This is a genomic window from Methanomassiliicoccus luminyensis B10 (assembly GCF_000308215.1).
GTDB lineage: Archaea > Thermoplasmatota > Thermoplasmata > Methanomassiliicoccales > Methanomassiliicoccaceae > Methanomassiliicoccus > Methanomassiliicoccus luminyensis.
Map to the genome: position 1 here is coordinate 564,069 of NZ_CAJE01000012.1, position 23,318 is coordinate 587,386.

Here is a 23,318-nt window from a genome sequence, read left to right on the forward strand (position 1 = left end):
TCCGATTATTTATACCAGCTGGATGATACATCCAGCGACGTTGGCCCGGGGTCCGCCGGGCACTTCCGGACGGAGGAAAGGACGATGAAGGCACCAAGGTTCGTGATCGCCGGAGAGCGGAGCGGGGTCGGGAAATCCACCATTACCGTAGGCATACTGCTCTCGCTCAAGGCCAGGGGGCTGGACCCCCAGCCGTTCAAGACCGGCCCCGATTTCCTCGACCCCATGCACCACAGCATCGTGCTGGGCAAGCCGTCGCGGAACCTGGACACCTGGATGTTCGGCCCGCGGGTCAAGGATACCTTCGCGCGCGGGGCCAAGGGCTCAGGGATATCGGTCATCGAGGGCGTTATGGGGCTGTTCGACGGCGACGGGGGCCGGCGCGAGGAAGGGTCCACCGCACACCTCTCCAAGGTGCTGAACGCTCCGGTGGTGCTCATCGTCAACGCGGCCAACACCGCGCGCAGCGCGGGGGCCATCGCCCTGGGGTTCAAGAACTATGACCCCGATGTCAACATCGCAGGGGTCATCTTCAATAACGTGTCCAGCAAGAGGCACCTCGGCATGCTGGAGGATTCGCTGAGGGGCATGGAAAGCCTTGGCGGCATCCCCGCGGTGAAGGACGTGCGCCTGGCGAGCAGGCATCTAGGGCTGGTGCCGGCCGGGGAAACGTACGATGCCGACAGGTACGAGCGCATCCGGTTCATGATCGAGGAGAACCTGAACATGGACCGCCTGATCGAGATCGCCCGCTCCGTTCCGGATATGGAGGAAGCGGAGGCGCCGGTGATGAAAGGCCGGCCGCGGGCCCGTATCGGGGTCGCCCAGGACAAGGCCTTCAACTTCTACTATTATGACAACTTCGATATCCTGAGGGGGTTCGGGGCGGAGATCGTGCCGTTCTCTCCCATGTACGACGACCTGCCGGACGTGGACGGCCTGTACTTCGGGGGCGGATATCCAGAGACGTACGCTCAGCAGCTGCAGGACAACTCGTCCATGCGCCGGAAGGTGAGGGAGCGCGCCTACGAGGGCATGCCCATCTACGCCGAGTGCGGGGGCATGATGTACGCCTGCGACAGGGTGAGGGACTTCGACGGGAGAACGTACTCCATGACCGGCATCTTCGACCCCGAGGTGGAGATGACCGACAAGCTCCAGGCGGTGGGGTACGTGGAGGCGGAAGCGGAAAGGGAGAACGTGCTGTGCGGGAAGGGGTGGACCACCCGCGGGCACGAGTTCCACTACTCCCGCGTGCTGGGGTCGGGAGAGAAGGAGTACGCGTACAGTCTCAAGCGGGGCAAGGGGATCGCCGGGAACAAGGACGGGCTGATAGCCCACAACACCATGGCCTCGTACCTGCATCTGCACTTCGCGTCCTGCCCCCAGTTCGCCGAGCGTTTCGTGGGGAGCTGCGCCGATCATGCGAGGCGATGAGATGAAGGATTACTGGTTCAAGGTCCGCGAGCAGCTCCGGGACTTTCGGCCCGGTCCGAACGTCCGATGCGAATGGTACCCCTGCCATTTCAAGGGGCAGGACTGTAGTCTGTGCTTCTGTCCCCTCTACCCTTGCCACGATGAGCGCCTGGGCGAGTTCATCTCCGGCAAGGACGGATCGCGGATATGGAGCTGCAAGGAGTGCTTCTGGCCCCACCGGAGCGACGTGGCCAGGGACATCTATGCCCGGCTCGGCGCGCCGGAGGAGCGGCCGTCCGGGGAGGACCTGAGGAGGATCAAGGAGGAGATAGAGGCCCGGCATCCCGTGTCGGCCATGCCCATCATGGTGCTCGGCGCGACATCGGGAGCGGGAAAGAGCCTGCTGGCGGCGGCACTATGCCGCATCTTCTCAGACATGGGCTACAACGTCGCGCCGTTCAAGTCCCAGAACATGTCCCTCAACTCCATGGTGACGCCGGAGGGAGAGGAGATCTCCAGGGCCCAGGCGCTGCAGGCAGCGGCGGCCCGTACCGTTCCGGACGCGCACATGAACCCTATATTGATGAAACCGAAGAAGGACGACATCTCCCAGATCATCGTGGAGGGGCGGCCGTACAGGGACATGGCCGTGCCCGAGTACTTCGGCGGCTTCACCAACGGGGAGGGGATGGAGATCCTCCGGAGGAACTGGGAGCTGCTCCGGCGGACCCGCGACGTGGTGGTGATTGAGGGCGCGGGGTCCCCCGCGGAGATCAACCTGATGGACACCGAGATCGCCAACATGCGGACGGCGGAGGTCGCCAGCGCGCCCTGCCTGCTGGTGGTGAACATCGAGTGGGGCGGGGCCTTCGCCTACGCCTACGGCACCATCATGCTGCTGCCTCCCGAGCAGCGGAGAATGTTCAAGGGCATAATCATCAACAACCTCTACGGAGACCCGGCGTCCCTGCAAGGCGGCATCAAGGAGCTGGAGGAGCGGTTGGGGATCCCGGTGCTGGGAATCGTTCCGCACGCCGACCACGCGCTGCCGGACGAGGATTCCCAGGACCTCCGCAAGGTGCGGGGGAAGGGAGGGCTGCAGATCGGGGTGGTGCACCTGCCCCGCATCGCCAACTTCACCGACTTCGACGCGCTCGCTCTGGAAGGCGCTTCGGTCCGCTTCGTCAAGGACCCGGGGGCGTTGAGGGGCGTGGACGCCGTGGTGATACCCGGAACCAAGAACACCGTGGCCGACCTGAAATGGCTGAGGGGGAGCGGGCTCTTCGACGCCATCAGGGAGCTGAAGGGAAAGGTGCCCATTCTGGGCATATGCGGCGGCTATCAGATGCTGGGAAAGGAGGTCATCGACCTCAAGGGCCTGGAAGGGGACGAGAAGAAGGCCTGGGAAGGACTGGGGCTGCTGGACATCTCCACCAACTTCGAGGCCTACGAGAAGAGGACCGTGCTGGTCAACGGCCGCATGAACGCCGGGAACGGCGGCAAGGTGCGCGGGTACGAGATCCACATGGGGAGGTCGGAGAGCAGGGAAGCGCCCCTGTTCTACCTGGAGGAGAACGGGAAGGACCGGCCGGAGGGGGCGATATCCCCCGACGGCATGGTGATGGGGTCCTACGTCCACGGCATGTTCGACCTGCCCTCGTTCCGCTCCTACTTCCTGGGCAAGGCGCCGGGGGAAGGGCAGCGGGCGGAAGCGGAGGTCGACTACGAGGCCTCCGTGGACCAGGGCCTGGACCGGCTCGCCGCGGTGGTGCGGGAGAACCTGGATATGGATAAGCTCGTGAGCATCCTGAAGGAGGGGCTGCCGTGAAGTGCGTGATGGTGCAGGGCACCAGCTCCGGCGCGGGCAAGACCACCGTCGCCGCGCTGCTGTGCCGGCACTTCGCCCGGCAGGGCCTGAGGGTCGCGCCGTTCAAGGCCCAGAACCTGTCGCTGAACTCCTTCGTCACCGCCAGGGGCGAGGAGATGGGCATCTCGCAGGCGTTCCAGGCATGGGCCTGCGGGCGCGAGCCGGAGGGGGACATGAACCCCATCCTGCTGAAGCCCCGCTCCGAGGGGAGCTGCCAGATCATACTGTCGGGAAGGCCGTACGCCGACGTGGGGCGAGGGGGTGCGACGGCCCACCGCGAAGCGCTGCTGAAAGCAGTGAGGGAGTCCTATGGCCGGTTGGCCGCATCGAACGATGTGGTGATCATAGAGGGTTCCGGCTCCCCGGCGGAGATCAACCTGCGTTCGACGGACATTGCCAATATGACCACCGCGGAGATGGCGCGAAGCCCGGTGATACTGGTAGGGGATATCGAGCGCGGCGGGGTGTTCGCCGCCGTCTACGGCACCTATGGGCTGCTGGAGGAGCGCCACCGCGACCTGGTCAAGGCGTTCGTGATAAACCGCTTCAGGGGGGACGCGTCCATCCTGGGGCCGGGGATGGCGAAGCTGCAGGACCTCATGAAGGTGCCCTGCCTGGGAGTATTGCCGTTCGTGGACCTCCGCTTCCCCTCCGAGGACAGCCTTGACCTCGGCCGGCAGCAGGGCCGGGGGGCGTCGGGGGAGGACATCAGGGAGGCCTGGCTGAAGAACCTTGACCAGTTCTACGATACGTCCCGCTCGCACATCGACTACGGGATCTTGGAAGCCATCGTGAACGGGCGCTGAGAGCGCCAGGAAGACGGCAGACCGGCGCCTACAGCGATGGAGCGGGCGTCGGGCCGTCGCGACAGTGGCCAAAGCTAATAGGCAGCATCATCTGAGATAATGTTCGGCCAAAGTGATGCGGCGATCCAATTCTGCGTTCGTGCTAGGGGTCAGCACGCCCAATGGCGTGGGCGTGGTAAGAAGCCTTGGAAGGGAGGGCATACCCCTGGTTGCGGTGGATTTCGTGAAGAAAGCCCCGGGCCTTCGCTCGAGGTACGCGAGGCCTCTGCTAGTCCCCGATCCCGTGAAGGATCCCCAGGGCGTCCTGGATATCCTGCTCAGGGATGGCGATAGCGGCAGCAGGAGCGTTCTGTACCCCACCTCGGACGCCTTCGTCCTGTTCATGTCGCGGTACCGCGACGAGCTGTCGGAGAGGTTCATCTTCAACATCCCTTCCGAGAGGGTGCTGGAGGGGATGGTGAACAAGCGGCTCCAATACGAGGAGGCCAACAGAGTGGGCACGCCCATCGCCAACACCCATTACCCCACTGACATGGCGGACATCGAGAGGATAGAGCATGACCTCGATTACCCGGTGTTCATCAAGCCATTGTACTCCCACCTGTGGCACGAGCGGTTCGGGAACAAGGGATTCAAGGTGGCGAACCCCCGCGAACTAGGCGCCAGGTTCGAGGAGATCTTCGCCGCGGGCCTGGAGGCGCTGGTGCAGTCGATAATTCTGGGCCCCAATACCAACCACGTCAAGGTGTGCGCGTACTATGGCACCGACGGCGGCCTGGGGGCGCTCTTCCAGACCAGGAAGCAGAGGCAGTATCCCACCGAGTTCGGGGTGGGGACGATCATGCACAGCATCCATGACCCCGAGGTCGCGAAGATGGGGCTGCGGTTCTTCGAGGGCGTCGGGTACCGGGGGGTCGGGTCGATAGAGTTCAAGCTGGACGATCGGGACGGGAAGTACAAGATGATCGAGCTGAACCCCCGGCTGTGGGCGCAGAACTCCCAGGCCACCTACGCCGGGGTCAATTTCTCGCTGATAGAGTACCTCGACGTGACGGGGCAGGGCATGGGGCCAGCCCCGGACTGGAAGGATAACGTCAGGTGGATGGACTCCTTCGAGGACCTCCAGGCGTTCAGCTGGTTCAAGGACTACGGGATGGTGAAGCGCAGGGACCTTATCAATTCCTGGATGACCATCGACTGCCACGCCTATTTTGCCTGGGACGACCTCGGCCCGGTATGGGCGCACACCGGGGGCGGAGTGGAGGCGGCGAAGCTCCTGGTGGCCCTCGGCAAGATGGGGCGCGCTGACCGGGTGTCCGAGAGCGTGCGGAGGGGGTACGCCCACCTCCGTCCGAGGAGGTCGATGAAGGAGGCTGTGGAGGTCAAACGTACCGGATGACGCCCTCGGGGACGTCCTTCTTTCTCTTCAGGCCGAGGTCCAGCCACAGGCCCAGGGCCTTGCCGAGGTCGTGGATGTATTCACCCGCGGCGAGGGCATTCCTCTCCACCACGGCGGCCAAGCGGTCCATCAGTTCGGGGGAGGGGATGAAATCCAGGCCTCTCCCGTTCCGGTCCAGCTCGAAGTGGATGACCCGGTCCGGCAGGGTGCAGAACTCCTCCCTGAGGAACGCGGGCTCCTCGGTCATCTTCAGCTCCATCTTCTTCCCCAGGTTGAGAGATGCCTTCTCTACCGTGCGGATCTCTTCCATGATCTGGGCGACGGCCCTTCTCCCCTTTAGGCAGTGGTCGTGGAAATCCTCCACCCTCACGCTCTCATAGTCGGCCTTGGCCGCCTTTTCGCACTCCCGCACCAGGTCCATGAGCTTGCCCATCTCCTCGAACATCGCCAGTAGTATGGCGAAGCGCATCCTGTCCTGGCCAGAGTATCTGTCCGCTTCGCCCAGGACATGATAGGAATTAGCGTTCTCCAGTATATGGGCGGCCAGGTCCTCGGCCGTCTGGAAGGCCACGTCCCTCGGGGGGTAGGCCACGTCAGGGTCACTGCTCATGTCTCTTCAATCCTCATCGACCCATATAATCCATTTGGCGAGCTCCTTCCACATGACGGGGCAAGGAGCGGGAGAGCTCGGCACGCATCTTTATCACCCCTCCGCTCATAACGTGAAGCCATGGAGAGCGAACAGGAGCTGTGGGCCCGGGCGAGGCAGCGCGCCGAGGACAAGATGGGGTTCTACATACACCTGGGATTCTTCATCCTGGTGAACGCAGCCCTGATCGGGATATGGTGGTTCACCGGAGGCGGGTTCTTCTGGCCGGCGTTCGTCCTGGGGTTCTGGGGCATCGGCCTGGCCGCGCACGCCATCGGGACCTTCGGCAGCGGGAGGTACACCGATCGGCTGGTCCAGAGAGAGTACGAGCGGCTCCGGGACCGGAAGTGACGTCCTAGTCCTCGATGATACGCAGGAAGATGCGGGCGAGAGCCCTCCTCTCCTCCGGCTCAGCGTGCGCCCATACCGAGGCCATGAGCTTTTCCTCCGGGGAGCCGGGGCATATCCTCTCGTTGATGAATTCCAGCACGTCCTCGGTTACGTCCACCAGGTGCTCCTCGGAGGGGTCCGTCTCCCTTGCCGATTCGACCGTCTCCTTCAGCGATCCTTTCCAGCCCTCCCAGTCCCTGGAGAAGTTGAACAGGTTCAGGCATGCCTCGACACTTTCCCGCGCGGAACCCGTGAGGTCTTCTTTCATGCCCTGAAAGTGGAGACTGATAGCTAATAATGGTTCTTCATAGGCACCATACTCTTTGGTGGGCCATTTGATGAGGGTTGCCGCCGATGAGGGGACGATGGCACCGCCTCGCGCAATCCTTCCCCCGGGACGGCGGCGCAAGGTTAATAATGTGATGTATATCACATGATGTGAACTATACCTCACATATTGTGGAGGGAATACCATATGAGGCGAGAACATGAGAACGCTTAGAAGGGGCAGGGGACACGACATAGATATTTATTCAGCATTATGCATGCTAATTAGAGCAGGGCTTACCAGAGAGGATGGAAGGTTCAGATGACTGCGGTAGAAGTAAAGGACCTGGTGAAGAACTTCGGGGATTTCCAGGCGGTCAAGGGCGCCTCCTTCTCCGTCGACGAGGGTGAGGTGTTCGGGCTCATCGGCCCCAACGGGGCGGGGAAGACCACCACTATGAGGATGATGTCCACTTTGCTGGAGATCAGCGGAGGGAGCATCAATCTGTTCGGCTACGACGTGAAGGAGCAGACCGACGAGGTGAGGAGGATCATCAGCTATCTGCCGGAGGAGGCGGGGGCGTACAAGAACCTCACCGGGCGGCAATACTTGTCGTTCATCGGCAAGTTCTTCGCCGAGGGCAAGGAGTTCGAGGACATATTGGAGCGGGGCATCAAGATCGCCAACCTGGGCGAGCGCATCGACGACAAGGTGGAAACGTACAGCAAAGGGATGACCCGCCGCCTGCTGGTCGGCAGGGCCCTGATGTTCAGGCCGCGCCTGGCCATTCTCGACGAGCTGACTTCGGGTCTTGATGTCATCAATGCGCAGAAGGTAAGGAACACGGTGAAGGACACCACCAAGGACGGAACGACCATCATCGTGTCATCCCATAACATGCTCGAGGTCGAGCTGATCTGCGACCGCATCGCCCTCGTGAACGATGGGCGCGTAGTGGAGCAGGGGACCCCCAATGAGCTGAAGAAGAAGTATGACGCATCCAACATCGAGGATGTCTTCGTGAGGGTGGTCGGATGAAGCGCAAGAGGAAGTCGCCGCTGGCTAACATCATGGGCAAGGAGATCAGGGAGATGCTCACCTTGGGCACCCTGATCCCCGTCATCGCGATGGCGATCCTGTTCGCCTCGCTGGGCGGCATGATCGGAGGAGTGCAGGACGAGGCGGAGAAGCCGCCGGTGATCGGACTGATAAACCAGGACACCGACACCGTGTGGGGCACCGGGGCCGCCGCAATGCTGGCCCAGAGCACCGAAGTGGTATATAACGGCACCAGCATCGAGGAGGGGCTGGAACATGTCTCCGACGCGGGCGGGGTCGCCCTGCTGGTGATCACACCCGATTTCGGGTACAACATCACCAATGATCGGCCGGGGACCATCCAAGTTTACTGGATAATGTACGGCGCGGGGATAATGGACTCCATATCCTCGTCGGTCGTGGACGTGCTCATCGACCAGGTCAACACCCAGCTGTCCGCGGTCCTGATCGAGCAGGGGAACACCAACGCGACGATGGTCCTGGACCCGACCACCAAGAGCGAGACCACCTATTTCAAGGAGAAGACCATGGAAGGGATCTCCCCGGCCACCATCTCCTCGACGCTGTCGTCCCAGTCGCTCATCATCCCGCTGGTAGTGATGATAGTGGTAATGATGTCCGGAGGCATGATCATAGCTTCCATGGGCATGGAGAAGGAGAACAAGACGCTGGAGACCCTGATGACCATGCCGGTCAAGCGCAGGGACATAGTCTTCGGCAAGCTGGGCGGCGCCGCGGTGGTCGGCCTGATCATGGCGGTCGTATACATGCTGGGCATGAACCAGTACATGGACTCGATGCAGAGCGTCTCCACCATCGACCTGGCCAAGTACGGGCTGGTGCTCGACGCTACGGACTACGTGCTGGTGGGCGTCTCCCTGTTCCTGGCGGTGCTGGGGGCCCTGACCCTGTGCATGCTGCTCGGCGCGATGGCCCGCGACTACAAGTCCGCCCAGAGCCTGACCCTGCCCGTATCGCTCCTGGCGATGGTGCCGCTCTTCATCCTGATGATGAAGGACTTCGCCACCCTGCCGACGGCGATCCAGGGCGCGCTGTTCCTCATACCCTTCACCCATCCCATGATGGCGATGAACAACCTTATGTTCGACGACTACACCCTGGTCCTGGCCGGGATCGGCTACGAGCTGGTGTTCGTTATCGTGACCATAGCCATCGCGGTGTGGATCTTCAAGAAGGACATGCTGGTCTCGGGAAGGCAGAAGAGGAACAAAGGGGCCGGCGGGAAGAAAGTGTGGCCAGGCGCAAAGCTGGGAATAAAGAAGGGGGAAAGTACCGAAAGGAAAGAGGGAACGCCCCTGTGGAAGGACCTCGGAAAGTGAGGCCCTTCCGTCAAACCCTTTTACTTTCTTTCAGGGGGATGAGCGTGCTCGTGGCGCTCTCCGGTGTCCCTTCTCCTTCCCCGGCCGGTCCACCAGCCGACAAGGAACCATAGTCCCAGCAGGACTAAGAATATCCCTACGATCCAGCTCAGGAGGTTCGAGAACGCTATAACCAGTATCCCGAAGATTATAGCGATCACCGCCAATATCGGATGGAACTCCATATTTATCCCTACCATTTTCTACGTAGAGAACGATATTTAACTATTTGGTCCGGACAGGGCCGATAACGAAGACGTTCCGGCCCAGCCAGTTGACATTGGGCCCTCCACCGGACAAGCGGACGCCGTGCTGGTAGGGGTCGTTGCCATGACCGGCATCAGCGGGCGAACCTTGATCTTTATAATGCGGCCCCCTCCTGCGATCGGCCGCCTAAAGATGGCAGAGAAAATAATTTTATAAAATTATATTATCGACCGCATTGGTTCCGATATCTCAAATGACGGTGGCCAGGCCAGGCGCCGGAAGGTCCCGGCCCGCACCTTATTATTAACGAACTCCCTCGTCACGGACCGGTCTCGGGCGCTGCCAGACGCCTTTTTTATATTGCTAGATGCACACCGATTGCCCGAAGGTTTAAGTATGGGTCACCTTCTTGTCGTTGGCGGAGTAATAATATTGCGAGGTAGGAGACCACCATTCAAGACGGACGCGGAGCGGAGAGCGGAAGAGAACCGCCGCCGGATGCGTCCCCAGACACCACGCACTGCGATGCTCAACCTTCATCGTTTGGGTTCTTTCAAATATGATTTGAGGGAGATTCTCAACGCATCGCCTATGGACAAGACCGCCATACCGACCGTGGTCGCGAACATCATTGCCAAAGCATCCAGGGTCTCTGTGAGAGAGACAAAAGAGTACATACGGGACATCGAGAAGCAGGGGGTCATAGACAAGATCGCCGCTGATGACACCTGCTCCCTCCTGGACAGATATTCCAAGTGGCGCTGAACGACCTTCCCTGTTTTAGGATATAGCCCCTCAGCGAGCTGCTCGAGGCAGGGGCTGTACGCTCAGCTTTTTGCCCTTGTAGCTGGTCTGTCGAAGCGCGCGCAGTACCTTCATCGCCACATCCTTGTGCACCTCAACAGTGGACCTGCGGTCATCGATCTCGATCTGGCCAATGGCCATGTCGTTGATGCGGGCGGTGTGGGCGACGAAGTCGGAGATCTCTACCTTGTTGGTCCCGTCGGCCCTGCCCACCGATATTTCCAGGCGCACCATGCCGAAGATGTCGGCCATCTCGTCGAAGTCCAGCACCTCGCGCACCAGCTCCTTGCCCTTGTGCTCAGGCACCTCGACCTGCTTCAGCTTCACCTCGGTGAACTTCTCGATGGCGTCCAGGAGGTGCATCTCGTCCTGGGAGACGAAGGTGATGGCCTTTCCCTCCTTCCCGGCCCTCCCGGTCCTGCCGATCCTATGAACGTACACCTCGGGGGACTCCGGGATGTCGTAGTTGATGACGTGGGTGACCCCTTCGATGTCCAGGCCCCTGGCGGCGACATCGGTGGCGATGAGAACCTTAATCTTTCCGGAGCGGAAGTCGGAGAGCACCTTCTCCCTCCTTGCCTGGGTGAGATCACCGTGGATAGCCGCGGCAGGGTATCCATAGGACGCCAAGCGCTTTTCGATGATGTCCACCATGAACTTGGTCTGAGCGAACACGATAGCTTTGGGCCTCTCCTTGTCCAGGACCCTGCACAGCGCCCAGATCTTGTTCTTCCGGCCTACCGCGAAGTACATCTGCTTGGTGTTCGGGAGCACCAGCTCATCCTCGGACACCGACACCACTTGGGGGTCCATCATGTGCTGCTCCCCCAGGTTCCTTATCTCCCCGGGCAGGGTGGCGGAGAACAGCATGGTCTGACGGTCCTTGGGAACCTTGGAGATGATGTACTGGATGTCCTCGATGAACCCCATGTCCAGCATCCTGTCGGCCTCGTCGAGGACCATAAAGCGGACCCCCCTGAGGTCCAGGTTCCCCCTCTGGATGTGATCGATCACTCTACCGGGAGTGCCAGCGACGATGTCCACGCCCTTATGCAGCGCCTCCACCTGCGGCTCTATGGCAGCCCCGCCGTACACGGCCAAGACCCTGATGTCGGTGAAGGTGCTGAGCCTCTTCAGCTCTTCGGAGACCTGCACCGCCAGCTCCCGGGTCGGGCACAATATGAGCGCATGGGGCCGTTTACCTGGCTCGATGCTCTGGATGATGGGGATGCCGAAGGCGGCGGTCTTGCCCGTGCCTGTTTGGGCCTGGGCGATGACGTCCTTGCCCTCCAAGAGGAGGGGTATGGTGCTCACCTGAACGGGGGTCGGTTCGGCCCAGCCGAGCGAATCTATCGCCTTCAGCACTCTCTCGTCGATGTTCAATGAAGGAAAATCTTGCGCCATGGATTATCACACTGTTACAGATCATCTCCCAGGGGCCTGCCCTGGGCGTTATCTAGTTCTGCAATTCCCCCATCCACCCGGCCGTTCTTAATATTATTGCTGTGGGGCGAGGAATGTCGCTGGAACGGCGGAGCCTGGTCCCGTTCCCGCGGAGCGCCGGACTAGGCCTTCCCGGCGGCCCCGGCGGCGAGCCGCTTGGTGCGCTGTATCGACGCGGACAGGCGGGACAGGTCCCCGGCCCGGCAGTCATGGCGCAGCCTGAGCTTGTCGGCGAAGTCCTGGGACATGGCCTCGAACTCCTTGGTCCCGCTCACCCCGGTGTCGACGTAGAGGCAGCGGGAATATCCATCGAAGATTATGTCCATGAAGTACATGGGATCATAGCCCTCGTCCTGCATGGTGTCCAGGCGCAGTTCCTTGATAATGCCGTCCACACCCTTCTCCGCCCACCCCGGGGAGGAGAACCATGTGCCGGTGCAGGCGGCCTTCTCCTTGGCATATTCCTCCGGGCTTATCATCACCGCCACGCAGTCGTCCCCCTCCAGCATCACCGAGGGGACCTTGACCGACGCGGGAAGATCGCTCAGCGACCGGCAGGTGGCGTACCCGATGAACACCGCATCGACCTGCCCCTCCAGGGCGTCCACCTTCTCGATTATGGTCTTCCTCATGTCCTCCGGGTACACGTGAAGGGCGAACTCCAAGTACTCCCGGTGCACGATGTCCGGATCGTCCGCGGTCAGCCTCTCTATCTCCTTCTTGAGTATCTCGCAGGCGATGATACCTATCCTCGTCCTGATCACCCAAGAACGTTAGGGCCTTCCGGCCGCATAGAACCTTCGCTCTTCGGCGTGGAGGATGGAAAAACGTAAAATGGCTGGGCCGGAGGCCTCAGCGCTTTCCCCCTTCGGGGTCGTCCAGGAAGGAGGTGAACCAGTCGTGGTGCTCCTCCTCTTCTTCCAGGATGTGTTCGAACAGCACCCTGGTGGTGACGTCGTCCTCCTTGGCGGCCAGCTTGATGATCTCGTTGTAGTGGGCGATGGTGCTCTCCTCGGCCTTCACGTCCATCCTGAGCTGGTCCCAGACATCCTCGCCTCCTACGCTGACCGTGGCGGGCTTGGTGGTCGGGATCCCCCCGAGGTAGTACAACCTCTCGGCGATCGCCTCGGCGTGCTTCATCTCGGCGATGGCTATCTTCTTGAACATGTCGTTGCCCGCGTAGGCCTTCGCTCCCTTCCACTGGACATGCTGCCACATATACTGGATGCTTACCTGAAGCTCCATTGCTATGGCCTCGTTGAGCATCTTCTTCATCTTCTCAGAGGCCGCGCCTTCCTTTACCGGTTTTGCCAAGCCATCTCCTCCATCATGATCTTCTTGGCATTATTGTTTGAAGCAGGTCCATATTAAAAGTATTGGAGGTCCTCAGGCCCCCTTTCCCTTCCTCTTGGAGGGGGACCCGGGAGGGACCCACTTGTCCGCCTGGACCGGCAGCTTGACCCTCTTGGTCACCCACCACCACGCTATGATGGTGGACGCGACGGTAGCCAGCCCGATCAGGCCGAGGAACCACGTCAGGCCGCTGCCCTCCAGCGACATCATCCCTCCCACCGTGGCGAGGGTGTTAGGCACCAGCACGGCGGTGCCCAGAATGGTCAGCCAGGTCATGGCCAGCGCCATGCGGTTGTTGAGCACCTGAAGCTGGTTGTTGTAGATGGACTGCAGCACCTCCAGGCCCGACGCCAGCACTTCGGACATGTGCTCGCTAAGCGATATCTGCTGGGTCACGTTCTCTACCAGCAAGTTGACCTTAGCCAGCACCTTGTTGTTGTCGGAGATGAGGTCGGCGTCGCCGTAGCGGAGGTTGTTGAGGGTGTCCAGGGTCCTCCACAGCGTGTTGAGGTACACGATGAGGGTGTGCTTCATCTCGTAGATGTCCTGGCCCAGCCGGGCCCGCTCGGCATTGGCGTCGACCAGCGCTTCGGAGAGCCAGTCGGCCTGGTCCTCGATCTCCCTGAGCTGCTCGAAGTTGCGGTTGTTGTTCTCGTCGATGATGCGGGCCAGCATCAGGGTGAGCTTGTCCTCGGAAGACATGCTCTCCGGCAGCTTCTTCACGAACACCTCGGAGTAGCGGGAGAAGTTCACCAGCCTGAACACATCCTCCTGGTGGATGGTGAGGATGAAGCTCTTCTTCACCAGGATGATGAGCGGGAACGACTCGAACTCGACCTTCTTTATCCTCACTGCCGGCAGCAGCATGCCCAGTTCCACGTCCCGGTCCTCGAAGTTCGCCAGGTATCCCTTCAGCAGAGCGGGCACGAGGTTCTCGCTGAAGCCGAAGGCTTTGGCCACCAAGGTTCCGTCCCGCTCCACGTCGCTCACGGTGAAGTTCAGCCAGGTGAGGCTGTTGTCGCGGACCTGGCCCAGGAAATCGACGGGGGCCTCGCCGGACAGGCGGATGGGCCTGCCGCCGGGGGGAAGGGTCACGCCGACCGCGCGCATCTTGGCGTACCCGTTGCCGTTGCCTTCCGGAGCCTTGGGCTCCGCCCCGCTCACCCCGTTCGCCGCGCCGCTGATCGCCTGGTCCATATATCTCCCTCGGACGAGAATGAGGGGTATCCCGCACCCGGCTATTTGAGGGTGCTGTCCCCCTGCTTGGGGCGTCGGACCATCGGTCCGGGGCGCAATTATAGCTTCCCGCGGTAACGGAACGCGATGTTGCATCCGCCCTCGCGAGACACCATGCATGGGCCCATGGGATAGCGGGGGTTGCACGCTTTGCCGAACGCTGGGCACTCGTCCGAGTTGATCAGCCCACGCAGCACCTCCCCACAACGGCATCCCTTGTGCTCCTCCGCCACGGGCGGCCTCGCCTCGAGAACGTCCTCGTGCACCAGCCGGGCATTGTGGGCGTCGAACTCCTCCTGGAGGTCGTAGGCGCTCATGGGTATGGTGGGGAACCCTCTCCAGGTCCGGTCCACCGGCTTGAAGACCCGCTCCAGGAGCTTCACCGCGATGGGGTTGCCGTCCTTCCTCACCAAGCGGCTGTACTCGTTCTCCACCTCGGCCCGGCCTTCCTTGACCTGCTTCACCAGGTGGTGGGCGGACATCAGGAGGTCCAGCGGCTCGAAGCCGGCGATGACCTGGGGGATGTGGTACTTCTCGGAGAACACGTCGTACGGGGCGGTGCCGATGATGGCGCTCACGTGCCCCGGCTCAATGAGCCCGTCGATGCGGAACTCCCCCATGTTGATGATAGCGTGCAGTGCCGGCGGCAAGAGGCGGTGGCATGAGTACACGGAAAAGTTCTTTGGCAGAGGCTCCACCATCACCGCCGCGGTGGTGGGGCTGGTGGTCTCGAACCCGATGCCCATGAACACCATGCTCTTGACCTCAGGGGCCATGCGGACGGCGTCCTCCACCGAGTACACGATGCGCACGTCCCTACCGCGGGCCTTGGCGTCGCCCAGCGAGCCCAGGGGGGTCGGCACCTTCAGCATGTCCCCGAACACTGCTATGGTGACCCCGGCATCGGCGAGGGCGATGGCGTCGGCGACCTCGTTGGTGGTGGTGACGCATACCGGACAGCCCGGGCCCTGGCGGATCTCCACGCCTACGTCCTTGAGCATGGCCTCGAGACCGAAGCGGACCAGGGTGTCCTGGTGGGTCCCGCACACGTGCATGAACCGAAGGTTCACTTCCTCCCTGCGGATGGACTCGATGATCTTCTGCGCAGCCTTCTCATCCCTGAACCGGAACATCTGCTTCCACCACCTTCACCGAACGGACCAGGCAGCTCTTGCCCTTGGTCAGCTCCACGCCTCTGCCGCACTTCGGGCAGTTCAGCGTAGGCATGCTGGAATGGTATATCTCATCATCGAGGCGGTCGGGCGCTCCCTGATACTGGCAGGAGCGGCACTTCACCTCCGCGTCCTCGTGGCCGATGATCAGCTGGGAGCCTTCCAGTAGCGTTCCCTTGCTGAGGATCTCAAAAGCGAAGCTGAGCTGGTCCTCCCCCAGGAAGGTCATCTCCCCGATGGTGAGGTGGACCTCCTCCACCTTCTCCACGTTGTACTTCTTCAGCTCCTCCAGCACCGACTCGATGATGCTGGACATGACCGATACCTCGTGCATTCCGTTCTCCATCAGGCCCCCGATATTTAAGAGATTGCCGGCCCCCTTCGCCCAGGGGCAGGGGGCTGGCCAGGACCGCTGCGTTTTCCGTGAGGGCCGGTACGAAGTGGAGTGCATGGGAGGGAGCTGCTTCTACCTCTTTCCCGCGTCCCTCTGGTACGTGTCGCAGAACTCCCTGATGGGGCACTGCTCATGCTTGGGACGAAGGGGAGTGCAGACCTCCTGGCCGAACCGCACGAACACCTCGTTGATCTCCGACCACCGGTCCCGGGGCACCGTTTCCATCAGCTGCCCCTCCGTCTCATCTGGGGTCTTCGATCTCACGAGCCCGATGCGGTTGGATATGCGGTGCACGTGGGTGTCTACGCATATCACGTCCATGTGGAAGGCGTACCCCTGCACGCAGGTGGCCGTTTTCCGTCCGACCATGGGGAGGGACATCAGGGACTCCGCGTCCCTCGGCACCTCCCCTCCGAACTGGTCCTGCACGATGCGGGCGATCTCCCTTATCGCCTTGGCCTTGGAGGTGTGGAAGTTTACCGATCTTATTAGGGCGTCCACCTCGTCCAGGGGCGCGCGCATCAGCAGGGCCGGGCTAGGGTACCTGGAGAACAGCCTCTCCGAGGCGGCGTAGGTGCACTCGTCACGGTTGCGTTGCGAGAGCACCGTGGATATCAGAGTGGTGAAGGGCGTCCTCTCCCAGGAGGGCTCCCGGCCCAGGGCCGTCCCCGGGAAAGCACGCTCGTCCGACCTATGCTCTAGCCTGTCCAGTATCTCCGACACGGGTTTTCCTTTCATTCAGCCACCTCATGGCCTCGCCCACGGTGTACAGCGAGCCGGTCACCAGGACGGTGTCCTCCTTTCCCGCCGCGCCGAGCGCCTTCTCCACCGCCTCCCCCACGTCGTCGACCATCTCCACGGGGCAGTGAGGTCGCAGCGCCTCCTTCGTTGCCGAGGCGGCAGCGGCCCTCTTGGTACGGGGAGCGGTGGCGATAGCACGCCGGGCGATGCGGCCGAAGGATGCGGCGATGGAGCGGACATCCTTGTCGGCCAGCACTCCCAGTACCAGGACGACATCGCTGCCCACCAATCGCTCCACCTCGGCGGACACGGCCTCCGCCCCGGCGGGGGTATGGGTGACGTCGAGGATGAGACGGGGGTCCCATGACACCACGTCCAGCCGGCCCGGCCATTTCACGTATCTCATCCCCTGGTCGATAGCCTCATCAGGTATGTAGATGCCCCGCCCCATCAGTTCCGCCAGCACGCCGCACGCCAATGCACAGTTGGCCCCCTGGTAAGACCCCACCAGAGGCACCTCTATGTTCATCCCCAGCTCCTCGACGTACACGCCGGTCCCGCTGAGGGTCGAGGATATCAGTTCGTATCCATGGTCGGCCCCCACGATCTTGAGGGGGGCCGTCTTCTGGCGAGCGATGGAGGCGAACACCTCCAGGGCCTCGGGGGACTGGTCGATCGTCACCACCGGCACGCCCGGCTTGATTATCCCGGCCTTCTCCCCGGCAATGTCCCTGATGGTAGGCCCGAGGTACTGGGTGTGCTCCAGGCTGATGGCGGTGATGGCACAGCATTCCGGCTCGATGACGTTGGTGGCGTCCAGCCTTCCCCCCATGCCCACCTCCACCACCGCCATCTCTGCCCCCTCCCGGGCGAAATGGGCGAAGGCCATCGCCGTGGTGAGCTCGAAGAAGGTGAGCCTCTTCTTCTCGGACCCGGAGCGCATCTCCTCGGCGTGGCCCCGGACCTCCTCGGCCAGACGCAGCATCTCTTTCTGGCCGATATCTTTCCCGCCTACCTTCATCCTCTCGCGGAAGTCCACCAGGTGGGGGGAGGTGTATAGGCCGGTCCTATACCCCGCCTTGCCCAGCACCGAGGCGGTCATTGCGCTCACCGACCCCTTGCCGTTGGTCCCGGCCACGTGCACGGAGCGGAAGCTCTTGTGCGGATCACCCATCCTGTGCAGCAGCTCGGTGACGTTCTCCAGCCCGAACTTGATGCCCATGGTCTCCTGGTCGAACAGCCAGGTCAGCGTCTCATGGTAGTCCACGGGCCGCTCATGCGCGAGGCTGCTTAACTATGTTGCTCCGCCCCGCCGAGCTCGGCCATGAGATCCTTGAGGCTAACGCGGCGACGGCGTGCCTCCGCCTTCATTGCCTTCATGAACCCAGAACCGTACTGGGCGGCCTTCTTCTCCCGGGAGGCAATGCTTTCGATGCCGAGGAGCATGGCCGCGTCCCGCAGGGGTGCCTTCCTCACTCCGTCCCTGATCATCTCCCCCGCGGGAATGGCCCCGGACACATTCCGCACCCCAGGGTCCAGGAAGGGGTGGTGGATCTCTTTTCCATAGTGGCCGGCGATGCGATGGTCCATGGGAGCTCCGTCCCTGAGCACGTGCTCCAGGTCCGCCCTTAGGCTCATTCCCAGTTCCTCCGAGGGCATGTCGAGGTAGCGGCGATATCCGCCGTATATTTCATCAGCCCCCTGCCCGCTCATGAGGTCCCTCTCCCGGCATCGCGAGGCGATAATCTGAAGGGGCAGCTCGAAGGAGAGCACCACGGGATGGTCCATGGGGACGATGGACAGGGCCTCCCGGCACGCCGCCAGTACCTCGTCCTCCGTGAGAACGTACGGCGTCCAGGGGAGGTCCAGGGCGGACGCCCCCTCTTCGCCCGCGCGGAGGTCATGGGATCCATCTATGCCAACAGTATACAGCGTGGGTGACCCGTACCTCTTGGCCAAGGCGGCCAGGACCCCGCTGTCTAGGCCTCCCGAGAACATGATCGCCACGGGCTTGTCGGACATCGTTTTCGCCACCGCGCCGTCCAAGGCGCCCAGTATCGCCTCGCCGTAGTTCATGACATTCGTCAATGTCAAGGCCGCTGACGAGATAAACCTGAGCCTGACAAGGATTTTAAGGATTGACCGCGTTCGTTCCTTTCGATGGACAAGGTCACCCGCATCGGTGTATCCCTCGAACCCGAGCTGCTTGAGGAGTTCGATGTTCTGGTCAATGGAAGGGGCTACGACACCAGGTCGGAAGCGATTAGGGATCTCATACGCAGTGCGCTGGTGGAAGACCGATGGACCGATGCCGATGCCGACGTGGTGGGCACCATCACCCTGGTATACGAGCATCACAAGGGAGGGGTGCAAGAGCGGCTCATGGAGATCCAGCACTTCCACCACGCCAACATATCCTCCACCACCCATATACATCTGAACCTCGAGCAATGCCTGGAGGTCATGGTGATCTGGGGGAGGGTCAAGGACGTCAAGCACCTCGCCGACGAGCTGATCTCCGTAAAGGGGGTCCTCTTCGGGAAGCTGACCATGACCTCCGGCTCCATGGACAGCGGGCGGCCGCACCAGCACTCCAATCAGCATCCTCACAAGCACTGATCTGTATATCTGGCTGTGAAATTTCGAGGGGCCTGGGGCACCTTTTTTATACTCCGTGTTCTTTGGACGGAGAGCATGAGCAGGCTCATCATCTCGGAGAAAAGCGATGCCGCGGCCAGGATCGCTACCATATTATCCCAAGGTGCGTCAAAGAGGACCAGTATCAACAAGGTTCCTGTCTTCCAGTTCGAGGACGATGGGGGCATGACTTATATCGTCGGCCTCAGGGGCCACATCATCGAGCTTGACTATCCTCCGAGCCTCAATAACTGGACCGAGGTGAAGCTTGCCGACCTTATCTCCGCCGAGCCGGAGAAGAGGATCACCGCTCACAATATCGTCAGCACCCTCCGCGACATCTCAAAGGATGTGGATGAAGTGGTCATCGCGACCGACTTTGACCGCGAGGGGGAGCTCATTGGACTGGAAACGGCCCGCCTTCTTGACCTGGCCGGCAAGAAGGTGAGCAGGGCCCGCTTCAGCGCGTTCACCAAGCAGGAGATCGACACCGCGTTCCGGGACCTCACGGCGCCGGACGAGAAGCTCGCCGACGCCGCCGAAAGCAGGCAGAAGATCGACCTGGCCTGGGGCGCCGTCCTCACCCGCTTCATCTCCCTCGCCTCCAAGCAGGGCGGCGGGAACTTCCTTTCCGTGGGCAGAGTACAGAGCCCCACCCTGGCCCTGGTGGTGGCGAGGCACAAGGCCATCGAGGAGTTCATCCCCACGCCGTACTGGAACGTCTCCGCGCGCTTCCAGCACGGGCCCGAGTTCCACGGCAATCACGTCAAGAACCCCTTCCATGACGAGGCCGAGGCCGCCAAGGCCCTGGCCAACTGCGAGGGGCAGACCAATGGGAAGGTGTTGGAGTATGAGAAGCACGAGAAGGACGAGTATCCTCTCCCGCCGTTCAACACCACCATGATGCTGATGGAGGCCAACAAGCTCGGCTTCACCGCGTCCCGCGCCATGAAGATCGCCGAGGACCTCTATACCGCCGGGTACATCTCATACCCCAGGACCGACAACACTGTGTACCCGACCTCCCTGGGCCTCCGCAGGATACTGGAGAAGCTGAAGGAGTCGGACTTCAAGGCCGAGGCAGAGGAGCTGCTGGCGCAGGAGCACGTCCGCCCGTCCCGCGGCAAGGTGCAGACCACCGACCACCCTCCTATTTATCCGACCGAAGCGGCCACCAGCAAGCAGCTGAAGGGGGAGAAGTGGGCCATCTACGAGCTTGTGGCCAGGCGGTTCATGGCCACGGTGGCGCCTCCGGCCAAGGCCGAGCTTTCCTCGGCATCCATCGATGTCAACACCGAGGTGTTCGACGCCAAGGGCTACAAGATGCTGTTCCTGGGATGGAAGAAGTACTATCCCTACTTCAAGATCAACGAGACCGATCTCCCCGAGCTGTCAATAGGGCAGGAGGTCGATCTGCTCGGCGTCACCTCGGACAAGAGAATGACCCAGCCTCCCAGCAGGTACTCGCAGGGGAGCCTGATCCAGGAGATGGAGCGCCTGGGCCTGGGGACCAAGTCAACCCGGCATGATATTATACAGAAGCTCTACGACCGCAAGTACGTGGAGGGTAACGATCTGATGCCGACACCCAGCGGGGTGGCTGTGGCGGAGGCGCTCATCCGTCACGCCCAGATCGTCGCCGATCCGAAAATGACCGCCCATCTCGAGCAAGATATGGACGAGATCGCCAGTGGCAAGACCTCCCTGAACGATGTGGTATCGGAATCGCAGGACATGCTCTCGGATATCCTGGACACCATGGAGACGCACCGCGAGCAGATCGGCGGGGAGATACAAAAGGCGCTGGAGTCGCAGCACTTCATAGGTAAATGCCCCAAATGCGGTTCCGACCTGAAGGCCATACGAACGCGGTTCGGCAAGTCGTTCGTGGGGTGCTCCAAGTACCCGGAATGCGACCAGACCTATCCGATGCCGCCGGGCGCCCTGGTGCAGCCTACCGAGGAGATCTGCCAGGAGTGCAAGGCCCCCATGGTAAAGGTCATCCGGAGAGGGCAGCCGGTATCGGTGCACTGCCTTGACCCCAACTGCCCCACCAACAAGGAGCGGACCACCATCGCCACCTGCCCCAAGTGCGGCAAGGATCTCCGGCTCATCTATTCCCGGGCGGGGAAGAGGTTCCTGGGGTGCTCCGGCTACCCCGATTGCGATCAGACCTACCCGCTGCCGCAGATGGGGCAGCTCACCGGCACCGGCGAGAAGTGCAGCGCCTGCGGCGCCCCCGTGCTGATGATCCGGAACCGCGGCCGCACCTGGACGTTCTGCGCCAACATGGAGTGCCCGACCAAAAAGGGCAAGGACAGCGCCAGCGCCAAGAAGCCGGCGGCCAAGAAGACCGCCGCGAAAAAGGCCCCAGCAAAGAAAGCGTCGGCGAAAAAGGCGGCCCCCAAGAAGGCCACGGCGAAGAAGCCAACGGCCAAGAAGGCCGAGCCCCCTGCTCCCGCCGAGTGACCTCAGCGGATGTCCTTTATGATCATAGATCGAATGTCCCGATAGGCCTGGGCGTTCCTGACGCACCCCGGGTCGGGGGCGAGATGGTCTCCCCCTGAATAGCTGTAGGCGCGGGCCCGGCAGCCCCCGCAGTGATGCCGGTAATCGCAGGAGCCGCAATTCTCCCGCAAGGAGTCCTTGTCGCGCAGGGAGGCGAAGAAGGGATCATGCCTCCACAGGTCCTCGAGGTCGTCCCTGCGCACGTTCCCCACAGTATGGTGGAAAAACACGCAGGGGTCCACGTCCCCGTTCGCGCGTATTGCCATGTAGAACCTTCCCGCGCCGCAGCCCCCCACGAACTCGGTCAGGCCCATGAGGTCCCCGGCGACCTTCTGGTTAAAGAAATGAGTGGGAACGAACGCGGGCCCTCCGCTCTGCTGCAGCGCCACCCTGGCGAACTGCGGGGCGGTGGTGAGCACCTGCATCTTGGAACCGTCGTTCCGATGGTACAGCATCTCCAGCAGCTCCTCCCTCTGCTCGGGGGAGAGGTCCTCCTCGATCATGTTCCGGCCCCGCCCCGCCGGGATGAAGTTATAGGCCATGAACCAGTTGACCCCCAGATCGCCACAGAGATCGATGATCTGAGGCACTTCGCCGATATTGTTCCGGGTGACCGTGGTGGAGATGTTGACGAAGAGGTCCTGATCTATCGCGTTCCTGATGCCGCCAACGGTCCTGTCGAAGGCCCCGGGGACGCCCCTGAACCCGTCGTGAACGGCGGCGTCGGCCCCGTCCAGGCTGATCTGCAGATACCCCACTCCGTTCTCCTTCAAGGCCGCCACCTTTTCCGGCGTCAGCAGGGTGCCGTTGGTAGCCAGGGCCACGAACATCCCCTTCCCCTCGGCGTGCTTGGCCAGCTCCAGGAGGTCGGGGCGGACCAGGGGCTCCCCGCCGGAGAACGCTATTATAGGCACACCCATGGCGGCAAGGCGGTCGATCAGGGCCACGCCCTCCGCCGTGGTGAGTTCGTCCTGGTGGGCCTCACCCGCCGAGGCGTAGCAGTGCTTGCAGCGGAGGTTGCAGGCATAGGTGACGTCCCAAACCACCTGGAACGGCGCCCCTGGCACGAAGGGGCGCTTCATCCCGAACTCCGAGATGCCCTTGACCACGCTGAGTAGGCCTTTCCTCCAGTAGGGGTCCTGGAAGGTCCTCTTGAGGTCCTCCTCGGTGACCCCGAAGGCCTTGCCCCCGGTGGAGAGCAGAGAGGCCAGCGGTGCCTCGGCTAGGCGGCAGCGCAGGCACACATCCTCCCTTAAGCCGAGATAGTGCTCCAACGCCACTTCGAGCCGGTTCCCCCCGTCGGCCTCGCAATGGTGGGAGTAGGATGCAAGGAGCGTCCTGGTCACAGGGTTGCCGATGAGGGAGCCAAGCAGCTGCACGCTCGTTGTCGACGTCATATCCGAGCCTCCATATCGATCCGACACCAAGGGCAGGCACGAGGGCCTATGGGGTGGCCCCATCCCAAGCCAGTCCCGCTTTTCATCGGCTCAGGGCCCGTGGCCGTTCCTCTTTTATGAAAATATAGAAGTCTAAGAGTGAGTAAAAATAGGTTTGCGACGGGAAGGGGGCACGAGCGATGCGCCCGCCCCC

23 protein-coding genes are annotated in these 23,318 nt (G+C 62.1%); 10 read left to right on the top strand and 13 right to left on the bottom strand.

The annotated features are described in order from the left end of the window. Positions 1 to 84 precede the first annotated feature (84 nt). From WYS_RS05745 to WYS_RS05760, 4 genes are all read left to right on the top strand, one after another. On the top strand, positions 85 to 1,437 hold the full coding sequence (locus WYS_RS05745; protein ID WP_019177213.1) for a cobyrinate a,c-diamide synthase: 1,353 nt from the start codon (positions 85 to 87) through the stop codon (positions 1,435 to 1,437). A 1-nt stretch (position 1,438) separates the two neighbouring features. Continuing rightward, on the top strand, positions 1,439 to 3,244 hold the full coding sequence (locus tag WYS_RS05750) for a cobyric acid synthase (protein ID WP_019177214.1): 1,806 nt from the start codon (positions 1,439 to 1,441) through the stop codon (positions 3,242 to 3,244). Then, complete coding sequence (locus tag WYS_RS14515; protein WP_019177215.1) at positions 3,241 to 4,089, top strand: cobyric acid synthase; 849 nt, start codon at positions 3,241 to 3,243, stop codon at positions 4,087 to 4,089. The genes WYS_RS05750 and WYS_RS14515 overlap by 4 nt, the downstream gene beginning before the upstream one ends. A 172-nt stretch (positions 4,090 to 4,261) precedes the next feature. Further along, the gene (locus WYS_RS05760) at positions 4,262 to 5,488 is read left to right on the top strand and encodes a carboxylate--amine ligase (RefSeq protein ID WP_236993910.1); all 1,227 of its coding nucleotides are present in this window, start codon (positions 4,262 to 4,264) and stop codon (positions 5,486 to 5,488) included. On the opposite strand, the gene WYS_RS05765 is transcribed toward WYS_RS05760, so the two are convergent. Then, positions 5,472 to 6,098 (bottom strand): hypothetical protein, encoded by a 627-nt coding sequence (locus WYS_RS05765; protein ID WP_019177217.1) that lies wholly within the window; start codon positions 6,096 to 6,098, stop codon positions 5,472 to 5,474. The genes WYS_RS05760 and WYS_RS05765 overlap by 17 nt on opposite strands. A 120-nt stretch (positions 6,099 to 6,218) precedes the next feature. On the opposite strand from WYS_RS05765, the gene WYS_RS05770 reads away from it, so the two are divergent. Next, positions 6,219 to 6,488 (top strand): 2TM domain-containing protein, encoded by a 270-nt coding sequence (locus tag WYS_RS05770; RefSeq protein WP_019177218.1) that lies wholly within the window; start codon positions 6,219 to 6,221, stop codon positions 6,486 to 6,488. A 4-nt stretch (positions 6,489 to 6,492) separates the two neighbouring features. Here the strand turns inward: WYS_RS05770 and WYS_RS16235 are convergent, their stop codons facing one another. After that, positions 6,493 to 6,795 (bottom strand): DUF3243 family protein, encoded by a 303-nt coding sequence (locus tag WYS_RS16235; protein WP_019177219.1) that lies wholly within the window; start codon positions 6,793 to 6,795, stop codon positions 6,493 to 6,495. Between the two features lie 321 nt (positions 6,796 to 7,116). Between WYS_RS16235 and WYS_RS05780 the strand changes: the two genes are divergently transcribed. Next, positions 7,117 to 7,833 (top strand): ABC transporter ATP-binding protein, encoded by a 717-nt coding sequence (locus tag WYS_RS05780; RefSeq protein ID WP_019177220.1) that lies wholly within the window; start codon positions 7,117 to 7,119, stop codon positions 7,831 to 7,833. Then, on the top strand, positions 7,830 to 9,194 hold the full coding sequence (locus WYS_RS14520) for an ABC transporter permease (protein WP_019177221.1): 1,365 nt from the start codon (positions 7,830 to 7,832) through the stop codon (positions 9,192 to 9,194). Before WYS_RS05780 ends, WYS_RS14520 begins: the two co-directional genes overlap by 4 nt. Before the next feature lie 20 nt (positions 9,195 to 9,214). Here the strand turns inward: WYS_RS14520 and WYS_RS14525 are convergent, their stop codons facing one another. Continuing rightward, positions 9,215 to 9,433, bottom strand: a complete 219-nt coding sequence (locus WYS_RS14525; RefSeq protein WP_019177222.1) for a DUF3096 domain-containing protein — start codon at positions 9,431 to 9,433, stop codon at positions 9,215 to 9,217. A 598-nt stretch (positions 9,434 to 10,031) separates the two neighbouring features. Between WYS_RS14525 and WYS_RS15965 the strand changes: the two genes are divergently transcribed. Continuing rightward, the gene (locus tag WYS_RS15965; RefSeq protein WP_019177223.1) at positions 10,032 to 10,205 is read left to right on the top strand and encodes a hypothetical protein; all 174 of its coding nucleotides are present in this window, start codon (positions 10,032 to 10,034) and stop codon (positions 10,203 to 10,205) included. A 30-nt stretch (positions 10,206 to 10,235) separates the two neighbouring features. On the opposite strand, the gene WYS_RS05800 is transcribed toward WYS_RS15965, so the two are convergent. From WYS_RS05800 to WYS_RS05840, 9 genes are all read right to left on the bottom strand, one after another. Further along, positions 10,236 to 11,627 carry a DEAD/DEAH box helicase gene (locus WYS_RS05800; protein ID WP_019177224.1) on the bottom strand — a complete coding sequence of 464 codons (1,392 nt, stop codon included), beginning with the start codon at positions 11,625 to 11,627 and terminating at the stop codon, positions 10,236 to 10,238. 182 nt (positions 11,628 to 11,809) lie between these two features. Beyond that, positions 11,810 to 12,451, bottom strand: a complete 642-nt coding sequence (locus WYS_RS05805; protein WP_019177225.1) for a DUF1638 domain-containing protein — start codon at positions 12,449 to 12,451, stop codon at positions 11,810 to 11,812. 88 nt (positions 12,452 to 12,539) lie between these two features. Next, complete coding sequence (locus WYS_RS05810; RefSeq protein ID WP_019177226.1) at positions 12,540 to 13,001, bottom strand: ferritin-like domain-containing protein; 462 nt, start codon at positions 12,999 to 13,001, stop codon at positions 12,540 to 12,542. Between the two features lie 72 nt (positions 13,002 to 13,073). Further along, a complete protein-coding gene (locus tag WYS_RS14530) occupies positions 13,074 to 14,237 on the bottom strand; it encodes a CorA family divalent cation transporter (protein ID WP_019177227.1) in 1,164 nt (387 codons plus the stop codon). 98 nt (positions 14,238 to 14,335) lie between these two features. Further along, positions 14,336 to 15,409 (bottom strand): hydrogenase formation protein HypD, encoded by a 1,074-nt coding sequence (hypD, locus tag WYS_RS05820; RefSeq protein ID WP_019177228.1) that lies wholly within the window; start codon positions 15,407 to 15,409, stop codon positions 14,336 to 14,338. Next, positions 15,390 to 15,782, bottom strand: a complete 393-nt coding sequence (gene hypA, locus WYS_RS05825) for a hydrogenase maturation nickel metallochaperone HypA (RefSeq protein WP_026068853.1) — start codon at positions 15,780 to 15,782, stop codon at positions 15,390 to 15,392. Before hypA ends, hypD begins: the two co-directional genes overlap by 20 nt. A gap of 132 nt (positions 15,783 to 15,914) precedes the next feature. Further along, positions 15,915 to 16,580 carry an endonuclease III domain-containing protein gene (locus WYS_RS05830; RefSeq protein ID WP_147654456.1) on the bottom strand — a complete coding sequence of 222 codons (666 nt, stop codon included), beginning with the start codon at positions 16,578 to 16,580 and terminating at the stop codon, positions 15,915 to 15,917. Further along, a complete protein-coding gene (locus WYS_RS05835; RefSeq protein WP_019177231.1) occupies positions 16,534 to 17,850 on the bottom strand; it encodes a bifunctional folylpolyglutamate synthase/dihydrofolate synthase in 1,317 nt (438 codons plus the stop codon). Before WYS_RS05835 ends, WYS_RS05830 begins: the two co-directional genes overlap by 47 nt. Positions 17,851 to 17,873: 23 nt before the next feature. Continuing rightward, a complete protein-coding gene (locus tag WYS_RS05840) occupies positions 17,874 to 18,659 on the bottom strand; it encodes an asparagine synthase C-terminal domain-containing protein (RefSeq protein WP_019177232.1) in 786 nt (261 codons plus the stop codon). 84 nt (positions 18,660 to 18,743) lie between these two features. Between WYS_RS05840 and nikR the strand changes: the two genes are divergently transcribed. Beyond that, positions 18,744 to 19,202 (top strand): nickel-responsive transcriptional regulator NikR, encoded by a 459-nt coding sequence (gene nikR / locus WYS_RS05845; protein ID WP_019177233.1) that lies wholly within the window; start codon positions 18,744 to 18,746, stop codon positions 19,200 to 19,202. A 75-nt stretch (positions 19,203 to 19,277) separates the two neighbouring features. Then, complete coding sequence (locus WYS_RS05850; RefSeq protein WP_019177234.1) at positions 19,278 to 21,689, top strand: DNA topoisomerase I; 2,412 nt, start codon at positions 19,278 to 19,280, stop codon at positions 21,687 to 21,689. Between the two features lie 2 nt (positions 21,690 to 21,691). Here the strand turns inward: WYS_RS05850 and WYS_RS05855 are convergent, their stop codons facing one another. Beyond that, positions 21,692 to 23,125: a radical SAM/SPASM domain-containing protein gene (locus tag WYS_RS05855; RefSeq protein ID WP_147654458.1), complete on the bottom strand. Its 1,434-nt coding sequence runs from the start codon at positions 23,123 to 23,125 to the stop codon at positions 21,692 to 21,694. Between the last annotated feature and the right edge of the window lie 193 nt (positions 23,126 to 23,318).